Source organism: Kribbella endophytica, assembly GCF_054781295.1.
On record NZ_BAAGUR010000001.1, the window covers coordinates 16,071 to 36,056 of the forward strand.

Annotated in this window: 17 protein-coding genes; 5 read left to right on the plus strand and 12 right to left on the minus strand. The window is 70.2% G+C overall.

Annotated elements, in window-relative coordinates:
- Positions 1–40: 40 nt before the first annotated feature.
- Positions 41–1,465: an NAD(P)H-hydrate dehydratase gene (locus ACYVIO_RS00080; RefSeq protein WP_460648563.1), complete on the minus strand. Its 1,425-nt coding sequence runs from the start codon at positions 1,463–1,465 to the stop codon at positions 41–43.
- 1 nt (position 1,466) lies between these two features.
- On the minus strand, positions 1,467–1,817 hold the full coding sequence (locus ACYVIO_RS00085) for a holo-ACP synthase (RefSeq protein ID WP_460648564.1): 351 nt from the start codon (positions 1,815–1,817) through the stop codon (positions 1,467–1,469).
- 108 nt (positions 1,818–1,925) lie between these two features.
- On the opposite strand from ACYVIO_RS00085, the gene coaA reads away from it, so the two are divergent.
- Positions 1,926–2,894 (plus strand): type I pantothenate kinase, encoded by a 969-nt coding sequence (gene coaA / locus ACYVIO_RS00090; protein WP_460648565.1) that lies wholly within the window; start codon positions 1,926–1,928, stop codon positions 2,892–2,894.
- A gap of 239 nt (positions 2,895–3,133) precedes the next feature.
- Here coaA and ACYVIO_RS00095 read toward each other — a convergent pair whose 3' ends face one another.
- From ACYVIO_RS00095 to ACYVIO_RS00120, 6 genes are all read right to left on the minus strand, one after another.
- A complete protein-coding gene (locus ACYVIO_RS00095; RefSeq protein ID WP_460648566.1) occupies positions 3,134–4,327 on the minus strand; it encodes an MFS transporter in 1,194 nt (397 codons plus the stop codon).
- Between the two features lie 81 nt (positions 4,328–4,408).
- The gene (locus ACYVIO_RS00100) at positions 4,409–5,692 is read right to left on the minus strand and encodes an aminotransferase-like domain-containing protein (protein WP_460648567.1); all 1,284 of its coding nucleotides are present in this window, start codon (positions 5,690–5,692) and stop codon (positions 4,409–4,411) included.
- Positions 5,685–7,205: an alpha-hydroxy acid oxidase gene (locus ACYVIO_RS00105; protein ID WP_460648568.1), complete on the minus strand. Its 1,521-nt coding sequence runs from the start codon at positions 7,203–7,205 to the stop codon at positions 5,685–5,687. Before ACYVIO_RS00105 ends, ACYVIO_RS00100 begins: the two co-directional genes overlap by 8 nt.
- Positions 7,195–8,088 carry an alpha/beta hydrolase gene (locus ACYVIO_RS00110; protein ID WP_460648569.1) on the minus strand — a complete coding sequence of 298 codons (894 nt, stop codon included), beginning with the start codon at positions 8,086–8,088 and terminating at the stop codon, positions 7,195–7,197. The genes ACYVIO_RS00105 and ACYVIO_RS00110 overlap by 11 nt, the downstream gene beginning before the upstream one ends.
- A gap of 16 nt (positions 8,089–8,104) precedes the next feature.
- Complete coding sequence (locus ACYVIO_RS00115) at positions 8,105–9,364, minus strand: cytochrome P450 (RefSeq protein WP_460648570.1); 1,260 nt, start codon at positions 9,362–9,364, stop codon at positions 8,105–8,107.
- 6 nt (positions 9,365–9,370) lie between these two features.
- Positions 9,371–10,675: an SGNH/GDSL hydrolase family protein gene (locus tag ACYVIO_RS00120; protein ID WP_460648571.1), complete on the minus strand. Its 1,305-nt coding sequence runs from the start codon at positions 10,673–10,675 to the stop codon at positions 9,371–9,373.
- 193 nt (positions 10,676–10,868) lie between these two features.
- Between ACYVIO_RS00120 and ACYVIO_RS00125 the strand changes: the two genes are divergently transcribed.
- Genes ACYVIO_RS00125 through ACYVIO_RS00140 form a run of 4 tightly spaced genes read left to right on the plus strand, consistent with a single transcriptional unit; the run spans position 10,869 to position 15,354 of the window.
- Positions 10,869–12,422 (plus strand): class I adenylate-forming enzyme family protein, encoded by a 1,554-nt coding sequence (locus tag ACYVIO_RS00125; RefSeq protein WP_460648572.1) that lies wholly within the window; start codon positions 10,869–10,871, stop codon positions 12,420–12,422.
- Positions 12,419–13,681, plus strand: a complete 1,263-nt coding sequence (locus ACYVIO_RS00130; RefSeq protein ID WP_460648573.1) for an MFS transporter — start codon at positions 12,419–12,421, stop codon at positions 13,679–13,681. Before ACYVIO_RS00125 ends, ACYVIO_RS00130 begins: the two co-directional genes overlap by 4 nt.
- Positions 13,678–14,379: an SGNH/GDSL hydrolase family protein gene (locus ACYVIO_RS00135; protein ID WP_460648574.1), complete on the plus strand. Its 702-nt coding sequence runs from the start codon at positions 13,678–13,680 to the stop codon at positions 14,377–14,379. The genes ACYVIO_RS00130 and ACYVIO_RS00135 overlap by 4 nt, the downstream gene beginning before the upstream one ends.
- Positions 14,380–15,354: a methyltransferase gene (locus ACYVIO_RS00140; RefSeq protein ID WP_460648575.1), complete on the plus strand. Its 975-nt coding sequence runs from the start codon at positions 14,380–14,382 to the stop codon at positions 15,352–15,354.
- A 5-nt stretch (positions 15,355–15,359) separates the two neighbouring features.
- On the opposite strand, the gene ACYVIO_RS00145 is transcribed toward ACYVIO_RS00140, so the two are convergent.
- Genes ACYVIO_RS00145 through ACYVIO_RS00160 form a run of 4 tightly spaced genes read right to left on the minus strand, consistent with a single transcriptional unit; the run spans position 15,360 to position 19,986 of the window.
- A complete protein-coding gene (locus ACYVIO_RS00145; protein ID WP_460648576.1) occupies positions 15,360–16,721 on the minus strand; it encodes a hypothetical protein in 1,362 nt (453 codons plus the stop codon).
- The gene (locus ACYVIO_RS00150) at positions 16,712–18,070 is read right to left on the minus strand and encodes an ATP-grasp domain-containing protein (RefSeq protein ID WP_460648577.1); all 1,359 of its coding nucleotides are present in this window, start codon (positions 18,068–18,070) and stop codon (positions 16,712–16,714) included. Before ACYVIO_RS00150 ends, ACYVIO_RS00145 begins: the two co-directional genes overlap by 10 nt.
- Entirely contained in the window at positions 18,071–19,036 is a 966-nt protein-coding gene (locus ACYVIO_RS00155) for an alpha-ketoacid dehydrogenase subunit beta (RefSeq protein ID WP_460648578.1), read from the minus strand.
- The gene (locus tag ACYVIO_RS00160) at positions 19,036–19,986 is read right to left on the minus strand and encodes a thiamine pyrophosphate-dependent dehydrogenase E1 component subunit alpha (protein WP_460648579.1); all 951 of its coding nucleotides are present in this window, start codon (positions 19,984–19,986) and stop codon (positions 19,036–19,038) included. The genes ACYVIO_RS00155 and ACYVIO_RS00160 overlap by 1 nt, the downstream gene beginning before the upstream one ends.

Here is a 19,986-nt window from a genome sequence, read left to right on the forward strand (position 1 = left end):
CGGGGACACCAACAGAGTCCGTCCTATCCCGGAGAGTTCGTCAGTACAAGATCTGGCTGGTCGCCACGGGCAGAGCGCGCGCGATTGCCATCGCCGTGATAGGCCCTGCCTCTGACGCCAGCTGCGCCGCCGCGGCATGCAGGTAGGCACCGACGCTTCCCGCGTCCAACGGATCCAGACCGGCCGCCAGCAACGACCCACACAGACCGGCCAGTACGTCGCCCGAACCGGCCGTCGCGAGCCACGGAGTCGCGTTGGTGTTGACCCTGGTCCGCCCGTCCGGGCTGGTGATGACGGTCGTCGATCCCTTGAGCAGCACGGTCACGTCGTACTGCTCGGCCGCTATCCGCGCGTGCTTCAGCCGCTCGGCCTCGACCGTTGCCCGGTCGACGTCGAGTAACCGGGCCAGCTCGCCGGCGTGCGGCGTGATCAGCACGTTCGTGTGGTCGCCGGAGTCGTCGAGCGCCTTGAGCCCATCGGCGTCCAGCACGACCGGTTCCTCGGAGTCGAGCAGTTCGCGGACCTTCTTGATGTCCAGTTCGTCGCCGAGCCCCGAGCCGATGGCCCACGCCTGAACCCGGCCCTCACCGGCAACGATCTCCGGGTGCGCCGCGCGAACCGCTTCCGCGACCGCGTCCGGCCCGACGTACCGGAGCATCCCGAGCGGGCCCGCGAGCGCACCCGACGTCGCGATCACCGCGGCGCCTGGGTACTGCTTGGAGCCGGCCATCAGTCCGAGTACACCCCGCGAGTACTTGTCCGACTCGCCGCGCGGCACCGGGTACAGCGCCCGTACGTCGGACGCCTGCATCGCCTCCACCGGCGACGGCGGCAGGTCCAGCCCGATGTCGACCAGATGCACCGGCCCGCACGCTGCGGCCGCCGGATCCACGAAGTGGCAGATCTTGTGCGTCCCGAACGTCACCGTCAACGCGGCGCGGACGAACCCGACCGCAGCCCCCGTGCCCACGTCTTCCTGCGCCGGCACCTCGCCCGAGTCCACATCGACGCCCGACGGGATGTCGACGGCAACCACCGGCACGCCGTACTGCTCGGCCAGCCGGACCGCCTCCAGCGCCTCCGGCTTCAACCCCGGCCGTCCACCAATCCCGACCACGCCATCCACCACCACGTCGGCACGCGCGATCTCCTCCACCGCACCGACCCGTCCACCAGCCACTCGGAGAGCCTGCAGCCCCTCTGCGTGCACCTTCTCCGACAGCAGCACCGCAACAACGTGCGCACCCCGTCGGGCCAGCTTCTCCCCGGCGTACAACGCATCCCCGCCGTTGTCCCCCGACCCGACGAGCAGCACCACGCGAACGCCGTACGTCCGCCCCACAAAGTTGCCAATAGCAACAGTCAGTCCGGTGGCAGCCCGCTGCATCAGCGTGCCCTCCGGCAGCTTCGCCATCAGCTCGGCCTCAGCCGCCCGGACCTGCTCGACCGTGTGTGCCCGACGCATCTCAGCCCTCCAGTACGACGACCGCCGACGCGATCCCCGCGTCGTGACTCAGCGACAGGTGCAAGCTCTGCACGCCCAGCTCGGACGCCTTCGCCGCGACCGTCCCAGTGACCTCCAACCACGGCCGCCCGGTCTCGTCGGTGCGGACCTCCGCGTCGTGCCAGTGCATCCCGCCGGGCGCGCCGAGCGCCTTGGCGAGCGCCTCCTTGGCCGCGAACCGCGCCGCGAGCGACGCCGGCGGCCGGACCGCCTCCGTCGGGGTGAAGACCCGGTCGCGCAGTCCCGGCGTCCGCTCCAGCGTCTTCATGAAGCGCTCGACGTCGACGACGTCGATGCCCACGCCGACGATCACGAGAGGGGTCCGGACGGGGTTCCTGATGTGACAACTACCACACCCGCAGAGTCAGTGCCGCACATGCCGGTCAGCGTAGCCCGCGGTGATGTGGGAACAATGGGGCCCATGCTGCAGCCGCCGCGGGAGGTGACTCCCTACACCGAGCTGGACCGGGCCGCCTGGGCGCAACTGGCCGAGACCACCGAGTCGCCGTTGACCGCCGAGGAGATCGAGCGGTTGCGTGGTCTCGGCGACGAGATCGACATCGACGAGGTCCGCGAGGTCTACCTGCCGCTGTCGCGGATCCTGTCGCTGTACGTCCGGCACGCCCGCGCGCTGCACAACGACACCGAGGCCTTCCTGGGCAACACCTCGCTCGGCCCCTCGTCCGCGACCCGGACGCCGTTCGTGATCGGCATCGGCGGCTCGGTTGCCGTCGGCAAGTCGACCACCGCGCGCCTGCTCCGCGAACTGCTGGCCCGCTGGCCCGAGCACCCCCGCGTCGCCCTCGTCACCACCGACGGCTTCCTCTGGCCGAACGCCGAGCTCGAACGCCGCGGCCTGATGCTGCGCAAGGGCTTCCCGGAGTCCTACGACCGCAAGGCGCTGCTGCGCTTCGTCGTCGAGGTGAAGTCCGGCATGGACAACGTCGGCGCTCCCGTCTACTCGCACCTGCACTACGACCGCCTCGACGGCGTACGCACGACTGTCGAGCAGCCCGACATCCTCCTGCTCGAAGGCCTCAACGTCCTCCAGCCCGCTCCTCGTCATGCCGACGGCAAGAGCGGACTCGCGGTCAGCGACTTCTTCGACTTCTCCGTGTACGTCGACGCCGCCGCCGACGACATCCGCTCCTGGTACGTCCACCGCTTCCTGAAGCTGTGGGAGACCGCGTTCCGCAACCCCGAGTCCTACTTCGTCCGCTACGGCGAACTCAGCCGAGGCGAAGCCGTCGCCAAAGCCGAGTCCCTCTGGGACGGCATCAACGGCCCCAACCTCCGCGAAAACATCCTCCCCACCCGCTCCCGAGCCACCCTCGTCCTCCGCAAGGGAGCCGACCACGCCGTCCGCTGGGTCCGCCTCCGCAAGCTCTAACAAGCCGCCAGGACCAGCCCGGCCGGCCCCAGCCCCAGCTGGCCTCGGCCCACCCGAGCACACCCGGTCCGCCCGCTCCGGCGCGCAGCACCCCGCTCCTCCCCCACCCGGCTCCGGCGCGCAGCACCCCGCCCCTCCCCCACCCGGCTCGGGCCCGCCTAGCCTCGGACCGCCCGGCCCCGGCGCCCGCCCACCTCACCGAGGCCCAGCTCCCCCATCTTTCAAGTCGGCACCACCGCTCACAGTTCGACTCGCACCTCGGCCCGCGCGCCCACACCTCTGAGCGCAGGCACGATCGCCAGTGCGACGATCGCCGCGGTCAGGGCGAAGGCTGTCGGGTAGCCGATGCCGGCGACTACGAAGCCGAAGAGGATGGCGCCGGCGCCCCAGCCGCCGTCGTACGCGAGGTTCCAGAGGGCGCTGACCTGGCCGTAGCGGGAGCGGGGTGAGCGGTCGTACATGATCGCGAGCGTGAGGTTCTGGGCTGCGCCGAAGCCTAGGCCGAAGCAGGCTGCTCCGCCGAGTACTGCGGCTGGAGTGCCTACGAAGGCGAGTGCTCCTGCGCCGACGGCGGCCAGCACCAACGCTGGGGCCAGCAGGCGTCGGGGGCCGATGCGGTCGCCGAACCAGCCGGCGAGCCAGCGGGCGCCTGGCGCGGCCACGGCCTGGACGAGCAATGCAGCCGCGACGAGCGTGTGGTTCTGCGAGGCCAGCGGGAGGAAGGTGACGCTGATGCCTGCGGCAAGCGTCACCGCGGCGAAGACTCCGGCCGGCATCAGCAGTCCGCTGCCTCGGAGACCACCGAGCACCTTCACATGGTGCTGCTCGTCGTCGTCCGTGGCTCGGTCCGGGCCGCCCGGCAGCACGGCGAGGCCCATCAGCGAGCAGACCGCGGCGAGCACGAACAGGGTCTCGAAGCCGACGACACCGGTCAGGTAGACACCGAGCGGCAGTCCAAGGGCGGCCGGGAGGCCCACCACCACGCCGTACACACCGAGCGCCTCGCCACGGCGACCGGGAGGGGTGAGCTCGGCGACCAGCGCGACCGCGCCGACGACCATGATCGCCAGGCCCGCGCCGCGGATCACGCAGACCGCGAGGACCAGCGGCAGCGACGACGTGAGGATCAGCAGCAGGCTCGGTGCGCCGAGCAGGACCAGTCCGATCGCCAGCGTGGTGCGGTAGCCGAGGCGGCGAAGAGTCGCCGGGACGACCAGCTCGACGGCGACCGCGGCGAACATCATCGCGCCGGTCGACAGCCCGGCCCCGATCCCGCCGGATCCCGAGGCCGCCAGGTAGAGCGGGACGACCGAGGTCAGCAGGTACATGCTCAGGCCGGAGCCGAAGGTCACCAGGAGCAGCCGCACGAACTGCGCGGTGACGAGGCGGTCGGGCCGGAGCGCGACGATGGGTTCACAAGCGAGGCTGGTCATACCTCCACGCTAGGAACGAACCGGTCTCACAGACAGATCCAGTTGGACTGTCAGGTAGAGGACCAGTTGCGGCCGGGGCGGTCAGAGCTGGTCGCGGATCAGCGCTGCCAACCGGTCCAGGGCCGGCTCGATCTCGGCGGGCGTGACCGAGCTGCAGGACAGCCGCAGCGCGTGGATCGGGGCGTCGCCGTCATAGAAGTGGCCCATCGGGGTCCACAGCACGCCGTACTCCTGCGCGGACTTCGCGAGCAGGGCGTCGTCGACCACGAACGGGACCGTGACGACCAGGAAGAACCCGCCGGACGGCACGTTCCAGGTGACCTCGCCGTCAGGAAATCGAGCAGCGAGGCCCTCGGTCAGCGCGCGCAGGTTGGCGGCGTACGTCGAACGCTCCCGCTGATTCGCCGCGACCAGGCTGCAGTCGTGCTGGAGGAGCTTGCCGCCGATCATCGCCTGGCCGATCGCCGAAGTGTTGACGGTGACCATGCTCTTGATCTTCGACAGCTCGTCGGCGAGCAGGCTGGTCGTGCCGTCCGGGTGCGCAACGAGTTGGTCGGCGACGACGTACCCGACGCGTGCGCCCGGCAGCGCGGTCTTGGCGAAGGACCCGAGGTAGATCACCCGGCGATCGGTGTCGAGCGCCTTCAGCGTCGGCAAGCGGTCGACGCCATCGGCGGGGAACAGCCCGTACGGGTTGTCCTCGAGCAGCAGCAGGTCCTGCTCGGCCGCGACCTCGAGCAGTCGTTGCCTGGTCTCCAGATCGAGGCTCAGGCCGGACGGGTTCGCGAAGTCCGGCATCACGTAGCAGGCGCGTGGCCGCAGTCCGTCGGCCTTCGCCGCCTTGACCACGGCAACCAAATCATCCAGATCGATCCCGTCGTTGCCTCCGGCAACTGGCAGGACCGGCAGGTCGAGCAACCGCGCGGCGCCGGTGATGCCGACGTACGCCGGTTCAACCGCGAGCAGTACGTCGTTGGAGTCCTTGCGCAGGGCCCTCAGTGCGAGCACCATCGCTTCCTGGCAGCCGACCGTCACGACGAGCGCTTCGGGGTCGACGGTGATGCCCTCGTCGGCGAGCAGGTTGCGCGCGACCAGGCGGTGCACGATGCCCTTCGTCCGGCCGTACTGGAACACGGTCCTACGCACCGCGGCTTCGTCGTACCCGAGCTCGTCGCGCAGGTACTCGCAGAAGGTGTCGAGGTACGAGTGCAGGTCCTCGATCGCGTAGAACTCCTCCGCGGGCCGGCCTGCCGCGAGCGAGATCGCGTCCGGGTAGTGCTGCGCGACCTCGTTGAGGAAGTTCATCGAGTTCAGTGCTTTGTCGGTGAGCGCGCCGTGCAGCTCCGCGATGTCGAGGTCAGCCATCGTTCCTCCAGGTCAGTTCCTTGACGGCCGCCAGGTCGGCGCACCCCGCGAGCAGCATCGCGTCGGTGAGCTCGGTCCTCAGTAGCTCGAACGCCTCGTCGCAAGCGTCGACAGCCAATGCCCACAGCAACGGTCTTCCGACCAGTACGCCGTTCGCGCCGACGGCGAGGGCCTTCAGTACGTCGGTCCCGCTCCGGATGCCGGAGTCCATCAGCACGTCGATGTCGTTGCCCACTGCATCAACCACGGCCGGCAACGCGTCGATCGAGGCGATTGCACCATCCAGCTGGCGCCCGCCGTGGTTCGACACCACCACCGCACTGGCTCCGATCTCCACAGCCCTTCGAGCATCCCGCGGATCGAGAATCCCCTTCACCACCAGCGGAAGCTCGGTCCTGCGCTTCAACCATTCGAGGTCTTCCCACGACACCGTCGGCGAGAACGCGGACGCCGTGTGCGCCGCCACCGCCGACAACCCAGGCACCGCCGCATGCGCTTCTCTCGTGGTCTCCAGATTCGCCGCCACCACGTCGTCCGGCAACGCGAACTCGTTCCGTACGTCGCGCAAGCGCCGTCCCATCACCGGGACATCCACCGTCACCACCAACGCCGAACACCCCGCCGCCCGATCAACCAGCCGCTCGACCTGGCCCCGGTCCCGCAGCCAGTACAACTGAAACCAGCACTCCCCCGGGATCTTCTCCATCGGGTAGCTGCTCAAGGTGGAGATCACATACGGCACCCCCGCCGCTGCGGCGGCCCGAGCCAGCTCCAGCTCTCCCTCCGGATGCACCAACCGCTGATAAGCCATCGGCGCCACAGCAACCGGCATCGCTGCCCTCGTCCCCACAAGCCGGCCGCTCGGATCAACAGCCTCAACCCCACCCATCACCCGAGGGACGACCCGCACCCGATCAAGAGCAGACCGATTACCCCGCAAGGTCAGCTCGGCCCCGCTCCCACCGAAGATGAAGTCCCGGACCGCCCCAGGAAGCACCCCAGCAGCAAGCATCTCGTACTCGGCCAAGCACACCGCCCGCACAGGCCCAACGACCGGCGCGACCGTCCGCCCCGACGGCCCACCGATCTGGGGGTCGGCCAGGACGATGGCCGCGGGGGCAGGCGAGGAGGCGAGCGCGGACGCTTGCGCGCGGGCCGGGTCGGCGGGGGCAAAGCCCGGCGAGCCGCCGGGCGCAAAGGCCGCGTCTAGCGCAGGCGCAGGGGTCGGGTCGGCGGCGCGGACGGGGCCGGAAGCGGGTGAGGCTTCGGGCGCAGAGGCAGCGTCAGTCGCAGAGGCGGGGGCGAACGCGGAGGCCGGGTCGAGCGCGGGGGCAGGCGTGGGCGCAGGCGGCGGGGGCTGCGCGGCGGGCGCGAGCTGGGCGCCTGCCGCGGAGGCCGGGTCGAGCGCGGGGGCAGGCGTGGGCGCAGGCGGCGGGGGCTGCGCGGCGGGCGCGAGCTGGGTGCCGGCGCGCGGAGCGGGCTCGGCTTCGGGGGCGGCCGGCTCAGTCCCCACCGAATAGGTCCCTTAGCCAGGTTGCTGCTTCGGCGATCGCCAGGCGGCCGCCGTCCAGCGTCCCGGACATGGCGAAGAAGCCGTGGACCATGCCGTCGTAGCGGGTCAACGTGGTGGGGACTCCGGCGGCGTACAGCTTCTCGGCGTAGAACTCGCCCTCGTCGCGGAGGGGGTCGTACTCGGCGGTGATCACGAGGGCCGGCGGGAGGCCGGCGTGGGACTCGGCGAGGAGCGGTGAGGCCAGTGGATCTAAGCCCTGGGCTGGGTCGGTGAGGTAGTGCTTCCAGTACCAGTTGACTGAGGTCTGGTTGAAGAGGTGTGGGTCGACGCCGGCGCGCATGGACGGGGTGTCTGAGCCGTACAACGTGTTGGGGTAGACGAGCAACTGACCGGCCAGTGCGGGGCCGTTGTCTCGGGCGAGCAAGGTGGTGGCTGCGGTGAGGTTGCCGCCGGCGCTGTCTCCGCCGACGACAATGCGCTCGGGGTCGACGAAGGGGGCCTTGGCGATCCACGCCGTTGCTCGGTGGCAGTCGTGGACTGCCGTCGGGAACGGGTGTTCGGGGGCCAGGTGGTAGCCGACGGTGATGACCTGGCAGGCGGCGGCGTTGGCGAGGCGGCGGCAGATGCCGTCGGCGGTTTCGATGCTGCCGAGGGTCCAGCCGCCGCCGAAGAAGTAGACCAGCGTCGGCATCGGGCCGTCTCCGAAAGGCCGGTAGATGCGCAGTGGCAGACCGAGCTCGTCGACGTACGCGTCCTCGACGGAGTGGACGTGCTCGACCTCGCCACCGGCGGCCTGGATCGACGCGAGGTCCGCGGCGCGAGCTTCGGCGAGGGTCTGGGTGTAGAGCTGCGGTACGTCGTCCGCCGCGCGCTGAGCACGCATCGCTTCCACCTGCGGGTCAAGGGGCATCGCACACCTCCACTGGCATCGACTCGTACCCCCGAAGGAACTGCTGCGGGTACCGCACCGGCGCCCGCGCGGCCCTGAGCCCTGGCAACCGCTCCATCAACAACGGAAACGCCAACTGAGCCTCAGCCCGAGCCAGCGCAGCCCCCAGACAGAAGTGAGGTCCCGCCCCGAAGCTCAGAGGCCGAACACTTGCTTGAGAAGCTCTTCGTTCGGCTGTAGAGACGATCGGGTCAGCTGCGAACCGCATCGGGTCGAAGCGATCCGGCTCCGGATAGCTCTCCGGGTCTCGGTTGGCGGCGCCCAGCATGACGAGCACCACCTCCTTCGGCGGGATCGTCGTGCCGGCGACCTCGATCACGTCGTCGGCGTAGCGCGCCACGAACTGCACCGGGGACTCATACCGAAGGACCTCCTCGACGAACGGCTCCACCGGGCACGAGCGCAGCTCCGGATGCGCCAGCAGCAGCGACAAGCCGTTGCCCAGCAGATGAATCGTCGTCACGAAGCTGGCGTTGAAGAGGACGAGCAGGTTGCAGACCAACTCCTCGTCGGACACATCGGTGTCCTCGGCAACCAACCGGCTGATCAGATCGTCGGCAGGTGAAGCACGCCGTACGGCGATCAGCTCACGGTAGTAGTTGCTCAGCTCAACTGTTGCCTCGTCCGCCCGACGCAGGACCTCCGCGGTCTTCCCCGTCACGTCCAGGAACTCGTTGATCCGCTGCACCCGCGGCCGGAACCACGTCAGATCCTCGGCAGGGATCCCGAGCAGCGCCGCGACCACCGAGCTCGGCAGCAGGTAGGCGAACTCCGCCATGAAGTCCACCTCCCCCTCCGACGCCAGCCGGGCCTCCAGCCCGTCGATCAGCGACGAGATCTGCGCGACCATCGCCGGCTCCAGCTCCTGCACGCGCCGCGGCGTGAACACCTGCTGGAACAGCCGTCGCGCCCGCACGTGCCGCTCGCCGTTGCTGTACATCATCGAGTTGTTGAGTGCGGCCAGCAGTGGATGCTCCCGCCAGGCCGCGCCACCGTGCGAGTCCGTGAACTCGTCGTCGGTGACGCGCACCCGCGGGTCCCGCAGCACCTGGTTCACCGCGTCGTACCCGGTGACCACCGCCGTGTAGGGGCCGCTGCCCCCGATGAGGGAGACGGGACCGTGCCTTCGCAGATCGGCGTAGTACCGATAGGGGTCCTCGAGACCTTCTGCGCTGAACAGTCCTTGCAGCACCTGGGCGGCGGTGGTCATCTCAGCTCACCGGACCAGCTGCAACGGGATCGAGTTCGCCATCGCCTGGTAGCCCGCGTCGTTCGGGTGGATGTGGTCGCCGGAGTCGAAGGCGGCGTTCAGCTTGCTCGGCGCCGCGGGGTCGCGGACCACCTTGTCGAAGTCGATCACCCCGTCGAAGGTGTGCGAGTTGCGCAGCCAGGAGTTCACCGCCTGCCGGTTCGCCTCCTTCTCCGCGGTCCAGCCGCCCGGCGTCGTGAAGCCCTCGTACGGCGTGATGGTGGCGCCCAGGCTGCGGATCCCGCGCTCCTCGAGCTGCGCGTCGATCTGCTGCAGCGACGCGATGATCTGGTCGGCGGGCACGCCGTCCATCCACAGGTCGTTGATCCCGAGGTGGGTGATCACCGTCTCCGGCCTGGTCTGGGCCAGGACGTCCTCGTTCAGCCGGGCCAGCGCGCTCAGGCCGAGCTGCTCGAACCCGGGCGAGCCCAGGATCGGGGAGGTGCCGTCGCGGGTCAGCCGGTTGCCGGACAGGCCGACGTTCAGGACAGCGGCCGTGCCACGGCGGTGGTCGGCGGCCAGCCGCTCGGCGAGCTGGTCGGGCCAGCGGTTGTTCGCGTTCGCCGTACTGCCGACGCCTTCCGCGATCGAGTCGCCGAGCACGACGACCGCGCCGTCGGCCTCGGAGGTCTGCACGTCGACACCGGCCAGGAACGTCCAGCAGCACGGCCGGGTGGTCGTGTACGCCGTACCGGCGGTCTCGTCGGTCAGGTTGCCCGGACCGTAGTAGTTCTCCTGGAACGTCTGCGCGTGCCAGGTGGTCGGCCCGGTCGCGGTCGGGAAGTAGGCGCTGACGACCAGCGTGGCCAGGTCGGGAACCCGCAGGTTGACCGGGTCGCTGAGCAGCTCGGCGCCCTTGTTGATCGTGGCGGTGGTCTTGCCGCCGAAGGTCAGCGTGCGCTTCGAGGCCGGGTCGAGGTCGGACATCGCCGGGGTGGCGGCGTTCGCCTTGGCGACGGTCGCGGCGCCGATCTGGACCGGCCGGTCGCCGTAGATGTTGGTGAACCGGATCCGGACCTTGTCACCGCCGACCGACGGGCGGACGACGTACCGGGCGCTCTGGTCGGTCAGGCCGGTGGCGCTGAAGCCGGCGGTCTCGGGCTTGGTGATGCCGGCCGACCAGCTGCCGACCCACGTGGACCTGCCCCCCTGGCTGCCGTACGACGACGTGTTGGTGCTCTGGGCCTCGGATCCGGTGAAGACCAGTGCTGATCCGGCCAGCGACACGGCCGCGGCGAGCGCGGCCGTTCGGACGGTACTGGGAATGCGCATGGAACAACCCCCCATTGGGTTGAAGCGCGGCGGGCCAGAATTACCCGGCGCGAGTGGCGGTGTCGGAAACCTAGTTCCGGAAAGCTGTAACGTCAACGGATACTTTTAATCGGCCACTTGAATTCACCCGAAATCTGGCCGCCGGGTAATTCCCCGAGTACAGTCCTGCCCGGATCGAGAAGGGTGGGGTGCCATGTCGGTCGATCTCGTGGTGGGCGAAAACCTGGAGCATTCCGATTCCTACGTGGTGACCGCGCTCGGCCTGTTCGCCGCCTACGGCGAGCGGCCCGCGATCGTCGCCGGGGACCGTCGGCTGAGCTACGCCGGGCTCCGGGCTCAGGTGCTCGACCTGGCCGCGTCGCTGCAGGAGCGCGGCGTCGGTCCGGGCACCGGCGTCCTGGTACTGGCCGGGAACACGCTGGAGCTGCCCGCTCTCCAGCTGGCCCTGCACCTGGTCGGTGCGCGGAGCATGTGGATCGCTCCGATCGCCGGGCGCCGGGAGATCGAGGCGTTCGCGCGGCTGTCGAGGCCGGACGTGTTCGTCTACGACCCGGCGGGCAAGGCCGTGCTGGGCGAGCGGCTGGCCGTTCAGCTCGGCGTACCGGTGCACTGTCTGGGTCCTGGTGGGCTCGGCCCGGACCTGCTGCGGCCGCCGTCGGGAGCCTTCACAGCCGAGTACGACGACGCCGAGCCGGCCACCTGCCTGCAGACCAGCGGAACGACCGGCGAGCCGAAGCTGGTGCACCACCGGCAGGCGTTCTACGAGCAGATCCTCACGCTGGCCGCGGACTACCTGGCGGCCGGGCTGCCGGTGCTCCGGCACCTGTCGCACTCGCCGATGGCGTTCGCGAGCGGGCAGATCACCAGCTTCTTCAACCTGTTCCAGGGCGGCGTGCTGTACGTCGAGGACCAGTGGGACGCCGGCCGCGCGCTGGCCACGATCCAGCGCGAGCGCATCAACTCGACGTACGTGTCACCGCCGCTGCTGTACCAGCTGCTCGACCACCCGGACCTGGCGACGACCGACGTAAGCAGCATGTTCATGCTGAACGTCGGAGCCGGACCGGCCGCGCCCTCGCGGCTGCGGCAGGCCATCGCCCGGTTCGGGCCGGTGCTGCGGATCGTGTACGGGCTGAGCGAGGTCATCGTCGTCACGGCGCAGCCGGGGCTCACCGAGGACCCGGAGCATCCGGAGCGGCTGCGGTCGTCCGGTCTGCCGTACGGCGACGTGCGGGTGGAGATCCGGGGCGCTGATGGACAACCCCTGCCGGCCGGTGAGACCGGGGAGATCCACGCGACCAGCAAGCTGCGTTTCGCGGGCTACTGGGGGCGCCCGGACCTGACCGAGCAGGCCATCGTCGACGGGTGGGTGCGGACGGGCGACCTGGGCTACCTGGACGCCGACGGGTACCTGTACGTCGTCGACCGGGTGCAGGACACGATCGTTACCGGCGCGAGCAACTGGAACGTCTACTGCCGGCCGATCGAGGACCTCCTGCAGGCGCAGCCCGGAGTCCGTGCGGCAGCGGTGATCGGCGTACCGGACGCGGAGTTCGGTGAGGTGCCGCACGCGTACGTCGTCCGGTACGACGGGGCGTTCTTGGATGCCGCTGACCTGCGGGAAGCCGTCCGGGACGAGTTCAACGACATGTGGGTACCGCGGTCGATCGAGTGGCTGGACGAGCTCCCGCTGACGTCCGCCCACAAGGTCGACAAGGTCGCCCTGCGCGCCCGGCACGCGACATGAGCACCGGCCTCAGGCCCTCCCCGAGAGCGGCGCTGATCAGCCTGTTCACCGCGGACATCCTGTCCGCCCTGGGCACTCGGGTATCGGCCGTCGCGATCCCCTGGCTCGTCCTCACGACCACCGGCAGCGCCGCGAAGATGGGCGTGATCGCCGCCGCCGAGATGCTCCCCTACGCGCTCACCGGAGTACTCGCCGCACCGCTGGCCGACCGCTTCGGCCACCGCCGTACGTCGATCGTCGCCGACACCGGCAGCGCCCTCGCGCTGATCGCGATCATCCTGATCCCGGGCACCACGTTCCTCCAGCTCGCCCTGCTGGTGGCAGTGGGTGGCTCCCTCCGAGGCATCGGCGACCGCGTCAAGCACGTCATGCTCCGCCCACTCGCCGAGCAGTGCGATGTCTCGATGCTCCGCATCACCTCCCTGTACGAGGGCCTCAGCCGAGCAGCCACCCTGGTGGGCGCCCCGCTCGGCGGCCTGCTCATCGCCCTCCTGGGCACCCACGGAGCTCTCTGGGCAGACGCGTTCAGCTTCCTGGCCTGTGCGGTGCTGGTGGCGACCTTGGTGCACCTGCCAGCTGAGGCCACCACCGAAGAGACGCCGGCAACCGAGCCGTACTGGACTGCTCTCAGAGGTGGCTTCACCTTCCTCCGGGGCGACCGCGTGCTCATCGGCATGATGCTGATGACCTTCGCCATCAACGTGTTCGGGCAGGCCAGCGCGGCTGTCTACACGCCGCTGTGGGTGGAGGAGGTGGTCGGGACGCCGGTCGTGCTGGGCCTGCTGTTCGGTGGGTTCGCAGGCGGCGCTCTGCTGGGCAACGTCATCTTCACCGTGTACGCCGACCGCATCCCGCCGTACCGGGCGTTCGTCGTCGGGGCGCTGATCGGCGGGGCGCCGCGCCTGCTGACCATGGGGCTGTCGGACACGGTCTGGCTCGTGGTGTCGGTCAGCTTCCTGTGCGGCATCGCCAACGCCTCGCTCAACCCGGTCATCGGCGCCACCCTCTTCGGGCGGGTCCCGCCGGCCCTGCAGACCCGCGTGTTCGGCGTGATCGGCGCAATGACCTTCGCCGGCATCCCCGTCGGCAGCCTGCTCGGCGGCTGGAGCGCCTCGGCGCTCGGACTGCGCCCGGCCCTCCTCCTCTCCGGCGGCCTCTTCCTGCTCGCCACCCTCATCCCCGTCGTCCAGCTCTACCGCCGTCCCGACGCGGCCCCGCAGTTCAGCGGCAGCCGCAAGCCCGAGGAGGAGCCCGCTTGACCGAGGACACCGACCCCCACTGCCTCCGTCCCGGCGAGAGTGCTGAGCTCCTCGCCGACCACCCCTGGCGCCGCTTCGTCGTACTGGGTGACAGCGTGGCGGAGGGTCTCTGCGAACCCCTCGAGGGCTACAGCGACCTCCAGTGGGCCGACCGCCTCGCCGCTGAGCTGACCGCCGCAGCGCCCGAGCTGAAGTACCTCAACCTCGGCGTCAGCGGCCTCCGCGCGCACGAGATCCACCAGACCCAACTGGACCCGGCGCTGGCCTTCCAGCCCGACCTGGCCCTCGTGGTCGGCGGCGGCAACGACGCCTTCAGTGCCCGGTACGACGCCGACCGCGTCGACCGCGAGCTGACCGGGATGATCACCGCGCTCCAGGCCGCAGGAGCCGACGTGATCACGCTCGGCATGTTCGACGTCTCAGCCAGCCCGGCCGTCCAGGGCTGGCTCCGCCCGGGGCTGCACCAGCGCATGCGGCAGCTGTCCGAAAGGACCCGCGCACTGGCCGAGCAGCACGGCACGATCCACGTGCACCTGACCACGCACCCGCTGTCCACCGACCCCGGCCTGTATTCCAGTGACGGCCGGCACGGAAATGCGCGCAGCGACGCCGTCGCGGCGACCGAAACAATTCGAATTCTGGGCGCGCAAAAGCGTCAATCGAAGAAATACCCAAATACACCGCAGAGAGGCCGCTGAATGCCGAACCTCGGACTGCTCGAATTCTGGGCGATGACCGACCTGGTCACGCCGATGGCCTTACGGACCGTCGCGACTCTGCGCATTGCCGACCACCTCGCGGAAGGACCACGCGACCTCAAGGACCTGGCCCTCGCCACGAACGCCGACGCGGACGCCCTCGGCCGCGTCCTGCGCTACCTGGCGGCCCGCGGCATCTTCGAGGCCGGCGACGACGACCGCTTCGCGCTGGGCGAGACCGCGCGCTGGCTGCTCGACGACGACCCGAGCGCCGCCCGGCGCTGGCTCGACCAGACCGGGTACGGCGCGACGATGGACCGCGCCCACCTCGACCTGCTCGGCGTCACCCGACGAGGAGGGCCGGAGAGCGCCGCCAACAAGACCAGCCTCGACGCGACCGCTGCCGCGTCGTACGACCAGCTGATGGAGGCCAACACCCGCAACGAGGCGGTGCTGCTGGTCCGCGCGATCGGCTGGAGCCGCTTCGAGCACCTGGTCGACGTCGGCGGCGGCACCGGCGTCCAGCTGGCGGCGATCCTCGCGGCCACCCCGCAGATGCGCGGCACGCTGGTCGAGCTGCCGACCAGCGTCGACAGCGCCCGGCAGCGCTTCGAGCAGGCCGGCCTGACCGACCGCTGCGACATCCTCGCCGGCGACGTGCTGGCGCTGGAGCTGCCGAGCGCCGACGCGTTCCTGCTCCGGATGCTGCTGCACTCGTTCGAGGACGACCAGGCCGTCGACGTCCTGACCCGCTGCCGCCGGGCGCTGCGTCCCGGCGGCTCGGTCTTCGTCGCCGAGGCGGCCGACAGTCATCAGGCGGCCTTCACTGCGATGGACCTGATCGTCCTGGTGCTCGGACACGGCCGCGAACGCACGCTCGCCCAGTACGACGAACTGGCGGCCGCGGCCGGCCTGCGCCGCGCCGGCATCCACACACCACCGGCGGGACCACGCGCTCTCGAGTACACGGCCTGACCACGTCAATCGACCAGCAGCGGGCCGGTCACGTGCACGGCCCGCTTGAGGTTCAGCACCTCACCGTGCTCGTGCGAGCCGACCCGTAGGAAGCACCCGGCCGCCTGCCGCCCGAACGTGTACTGACCGACCGAGTACGGCACCTCTGCCTGCAACTGCTCGCCCGACTCCACGTTGACGAAGTCCATCGTCAGCCGGTCCGGCCGCACGTAGTCCTGCAGCAGGAACGATCCATTCCCGGCCACAGCAGCCGCCAGCCCGGCCCGCCACTCGTCGACCGGACACTCGTGCCCAACCAGTACGCCGGAACCGCCGTACTCGTCCGCCGGCTTCAGCACGAGCTCGGCCTGCCGCTCGGTCGCGGCCTCGACCAGCTCGGGCGTCATCACCCGGCTCCACGGGATGTGCCGGCGTACGAGCTCCTGGTCGTCGGCGGCGAGCAGGTCGAGGTCGTCCCACAGCCAGGCCAGCAGCAGCTTGTTCGCCAGCAGCCAGCCCGCCGACGAGGTGAACAACCGCGACTGACCGGACGCGACCGCTGCCTTCAGCGCCGCCTGCCCTTCGTTCTGCGGCATGTCCGTGCAAACGAAGAGCCGGAAGACCGACTCCACCAGGCGACCCTGGTTCATCAGCCGCCCCTCGGAGTCGGCCGACAGCCAGTGCACCGGCGCCACATCGACGTCGAGCCCGAACGCCTTGCCGCGCTCGATGAACGGGTCGAGCAGCTTGAGGATCGCCGGGATGTTGTCGCTGCCCGGGTACTCCCCCTCGGTCCGCAGCACCATCGTCAGCCGGCTCCCGGGCTCCAGCCCGAGCAGGTCGACGATCGCCTGGTACCGCTGGTCGACCGGCGACGGCGGCGCGTCCACCGGGACCAGCGAGTCGAGACCGCGCGACCGGAACATCTCCAGGAACCGCGTCGACACCCCCTCGGTGTCCCAGACGCACCCCACCTCGCTGCCGAGGTTGAACTCGACGAACTTCGGGATCCCACCACTGATCAGTACGTCGGGCCGCCCGGACTGCAGCAGGTGCTCACCGAGCAGCTCGTCGTCGTCCAGGTACTCGATCAGCCCGTCCGGTGTCCCGAGCAACTTCCGCAGCTCGCCAGCGGTGGTTGCCCGCCGCAACGCGGTCTCCAGGACCAGGCCGATCAGGCGGTCCATCACGCGGCCCAGTTCGTCGTACCGGCCGCGGTCGATCAGGACCGGCCGCAGCGGCCGCCAGGACCGGTTGAAGGTGAGCACCCGGTCGAAGACGCGCTTCCAGTCCTCGTGGCCGGCGGCAATGACCTTCTCGCGGGTTGCCGCGGGCACCTTCTCCCAGGCGTCGAACGGTTCGGCTCGCCAGTCGTAGCTCAGGTCCATCGCTTCAGCTCCGTTTCGTCCACGAGCAGCAGACCGCCGGTCAGCGCGCCCTGGGTGAGGTTCACGACGCCACCGGCGCCGGGTGGCGAGAAGCGGGTGAAGACACCCGCGGGGATCCGGTCGAACAGGTACGTCGACACGCAGTACGAGACCTCCGCCTCGACGACGTCACCCGTCGCCGGCTGGAGGAACTGCATCGTCAGCGCGTCGGCCTCGATCAGTTCCTGGACGATGTGCGGCCCGGCCGCCGCGTCGAGAGCGGCGACCCAGTCCTCGTCCGAGGTGAGCGGGCCGATGAACACGCCGTGCCCGCCGTAGTCGTCGGTCGGCTTGAGCACGAGCCGTTCCCGGTCGTCGATCGCACGCTGCCGCAGCTCCGGCCCGTACACCCACGTCCGCGGGATGTGCGCCCGGATCACCTCGGCGTCCTCGTCCGGCAGGCTGTCCACGTCGTCCCACAGCCAGGCGAAGATCGTCTTGTTGCTCAGCAGCCAGACCGCGCTCGGCAGGTACGTCCGGACCGTCCCGGCCTCGTGCGCGGCCCGTACGGCGTCCATCCCCGGGCTGTCGCTGACGTAGGTCGGGACGTACATCCGCCAGACCGCGTCCAGCGTCTGGTCACCGGCGACCAGTCGTCCCTCGGCGTCCTGCACGAGCCACTCGATCGGGTAGACGATCAGGTCGACCCCGAGCTCACGACCCCGGTCCGCGAAGGGCTGCAGGCGGTTGATCATGTAGTTCGGCCGGTCCGCGCCCGGGTAGCCGCCGCCCGCGGTGAACAGCATCGCCGTCACCTTGCCCGGCCCGACGTCGGCCCGGATCGCGTCGAACCGCGCGTCCACCGCCGACGGCGGCGCCGCCGCCTTGAGGTCGCGGAACATCGGCTCGTCGACGTACACGTCCATCCACCGCTTGATCACGCCGTCCGCGTCCAGCACGCCGCCGAGCGCGCTCTCCACGTTGCACTCGACCATCCGCGGGACGCCGCGTTCGAGCAGCAGGTCGGAGCGGATCGCGTTGATCAGCCGCCCGGTCAGCGGCTCGCTGTCGTCGAGCAGCTGGATCCGATCCTTCGGTACGCCGAGCAGCTCGCGCAGCTCCCCCGCCGTACGGGCGCGCCGCCGGCAGCACTCCAGGACGAGCCGGGACACCTGCTGGGTCACCCGGTTCATCTCGTCGTACGCCGCGTGCGTGGAGACCGGAGACCTCAGCGGGATCCAGTTCTGGTTCTGCAGGGCGACGTCGTGGTACACCTGCTCCCAGTACTTGTGGCCGTAGGCAAGCAATTTCGCCCGCACCGGCTCCGGCAGCACCGGCCACAACTCGGCGGCCGACGGTCGTTGAGTCACTTACTCCCCCTTCAGTACGGCGTGAATCGCGGCCACCAAGTGGTCCCGCCCCGGCTGCACCGCGCGATCGAGCGCCAGCGCGAACGGCAGCACCGCGCCGTCCGGCCGCGTCACCCGCCGCGGCGGCACGACCAGGTCGAAGCGCTCGGCCGCGACCGCGAGCACCTCCGCGGCGAACCCGCTGGTTCGGTTCGAGTCGTCGATCACTACCAGCCGCCGGGTCTTCGCCACCGACGCGGCGAGCCCGTCGACGTCGAACGGGTAGACCGTCCGCGGATCGAAGACCTCGACGCGACCGGGCAGTTCGTCGGCGACCGCCAGCGCCTCCTGCACCAGGTGGCCCAGGGCAACGACTGTCACGTCGTTCCCCTCGCGCACTATCTGCCCAACGCCCAGCGGCACCGCCTTCAGGTCGGCGTACTCGACGTCGTCCCGGATCCCCAACGCACCCGCCGGCGCGAAGACCACCACCGGGTCGTTGTCCCGGATCGCCGACAGCAACAACCCGTACGCGTCCGCCGGGCACGACGGCACGACGGTCTTCACCCCGACGTGCGCGAACAGGCTGTACGGATGGTCGGAGTGCTGGCCCGCCCACCCGGTCCGCGATCCAGATCCCGGTACGACGTACGTCACCGGCACCTGGCACTGCCCGCCGGTCATCAACGAGAACTTGTGCGCCTGGTTCGCGATCTGCTCGAACACCAGGAACAGCAGCGACGGGATCTGGAACTCGATCACCGGCCGCAACCCGGCCAGTGCGGCGCCGGTCGCAAAATTCGTGAACGCCTGCTCGGACAGCGGCGTGTCCAGCACGCGCTCCGGCCCGAACCGGTCGCACAGCCCGGCGGTCAGATTCGAGGCCGCCACCCGGACGTCCTCGCCGAGCACGAACACCGCGTCGTCGGCGGCCAGCTCGTCGCCGAGCGCGCGGTTCAAAGCCTTCAGGTAGGACAGTTTCGGCATCAGCGCATCACCTCCGGTGAGGCGTACAAGAACTCGAGAGCGGCAGCCGGGTCGGGATGGGCGGAACCCATCGCGATCCCGGCCGCCGCATCGAGCAGGGCCTCGATCTCGGCATCCACGGCTGCCCGTTCCTCGGCAGCCAGCCGTGCGCCCTGGATCTCCACTGGGTCCCGCGACCGCCCAGTCGAGAGCTCTTCGGTACTGCGGTAGTTCAGCCTGGCCCGGTGCTCGAACGTGTGGTGCGCGTCGAACCGGTACGTCGTGCACTCCAGGAACGTCGGCCCCTTGCCCGACCGGGCCCGGCCGACGGCGGCAGTGGTTGCCGCCAGCACCTTCTCCGGGTCCTGGCCGTCGATCGTGAAGGCCGGGATCCCGAACGCCCGGGCCCGGCCGGTGATACTGCCGGCCACGGCCGACTCGACCGGCATCGTGGTGGCGTAGCCGTTGTTCTCGCAGACGAACACCACCGGGACCCGCCAGAGCGCGGCCAGGTTGAAGGCCTCCAGCAACATTCCTTCGTTCATCGCCCCGTCGCCGAAGAAGCTGACGGCAACGACGTCCTTGCCCTGGCGCTGGTACGCCCAGGCGGCGCCGGTCGCGATCGACCCGGCGGCGCCGACGATCGCGTTCGCGCCGAGGATGCCCAGGCCGAAGTCGGCCGCGTGCATCGAGCCGCCGCGGCCCTTGTTCAGGCCGCTCTCGCGACCCATCAGCTCGGCCAGCATCCGGGCCGGGTTCGCACCCTTCGCGAGCACGTGACCGTGCCCGCGATGGGTGCTGGTGATCACGTCGTCGGGGCGCAGGGCCGCGCACACGCCGGCCGCGATCGCCTCCTGCCCGACGTACGGGTGAATGCCGCCGACGATCTCCCCGGACCGGACGAAGGAGATCGCCCGTTCCTCGAAGCGCCGGATCAGCCGCACGGTCCGGTAGAGATCGACGGTCGTCAT

Bases quoted from the DNA above. Each gene is read 5' to 3' on its own strand.
- ACYVIO_RS00080 (WP_460648563.1), bottom strand. From the start codon at position 1,465: ATGCGTCGGGCACACACGGTCGAGCAGGTCCGGGCGGCTGAGGCCGAG.
- coaA (WP_460648565.1), top strand. From the start codon at position 1,926: ATGCTGCAGCCGCCGCGGGAGGTGACTCCCTACACCGAGCTGGACCGG.
- ACYVIO_RS00095 (WP_460648566.1), bottom strand. From the start codon at position 4,327: ATGACCAGCCTCGCTTGTGAACCCATCGTCGCGCTCCGGCCCGACCGC.
- ACYVIO_RS00100 (WP_460648567.1), bottom strand. From the start codon at position 5,692: ATGGCTGACCTCGACATCGCGGAGCTGCACGGCGCGCTCACCGACAAA.
- ACYVIO_RS00110 (WP_460648569.1), bottom strand. From the start codon at position 8,088: ATGCGTGCTCAGCGCGCGGCGGACGACGTACCGCAGCTCTACACCCAG.
- ACYVIO_RS00115 (WP_460648570.1), bottom strand. From the start codon at position 9,364: ATGACCACCGCCGCCCAGGTGCTGCAAGGACTGTTCAGCGCAGAAGGT.
- ACYVIO_RS00120 (WP_460648571.1), bottom strand. From the start codon at position 10,675: ATGCGCATTCCCAGTACCGTCCGAACGGCCGCGCTCGCCGCGGCCGTG.
- ACYVIO_RS00125 (WP_460648572.1), top strand. From the start codon at position 10,869: ATGTCGGTCGATCTCGTGGTGGGCGAAAACCTGGAGCATTCCGATTCC.
- ACYVIO_RS00130 (WP_460648573.1), top strand. From the start codon at position 12,419: ATGAGCACCGGCCTCAGGCCCTCCCCGAGAGCGGCGCTGATCAGCCTG.
- ACYVIO_RS00140 (WP_460648575.1), top strand. From the start codon at position 14,380: ATGCCGAACCTCGGACTGCTCGAATTCTGGGCGATGACCGACCTGGTC.
- ACYVIO_RS00145 (WP_460648576.1), bottom strand. From the start codon at position 16,721: ATGGACCTGAGCTACGACTGGCGAGCCGAACCGTTCGACGCCTGGGAG.
- ACYVIO_RS00155 (WP_460648578.1), bottom strand. From the start codon at position 19,036: ATGCCGAAACTGTCCTACCTGAAGGCTTTGAACCGCGCGCTCGGCGAC.
- ACYVIO_RS00160 (WP_460648579.1), bottom strand. From the start codon at position 19,986: ATGACGACCGTCGATCTCTACCGGACCGTGCGGCTGATCCGGCGCTTC.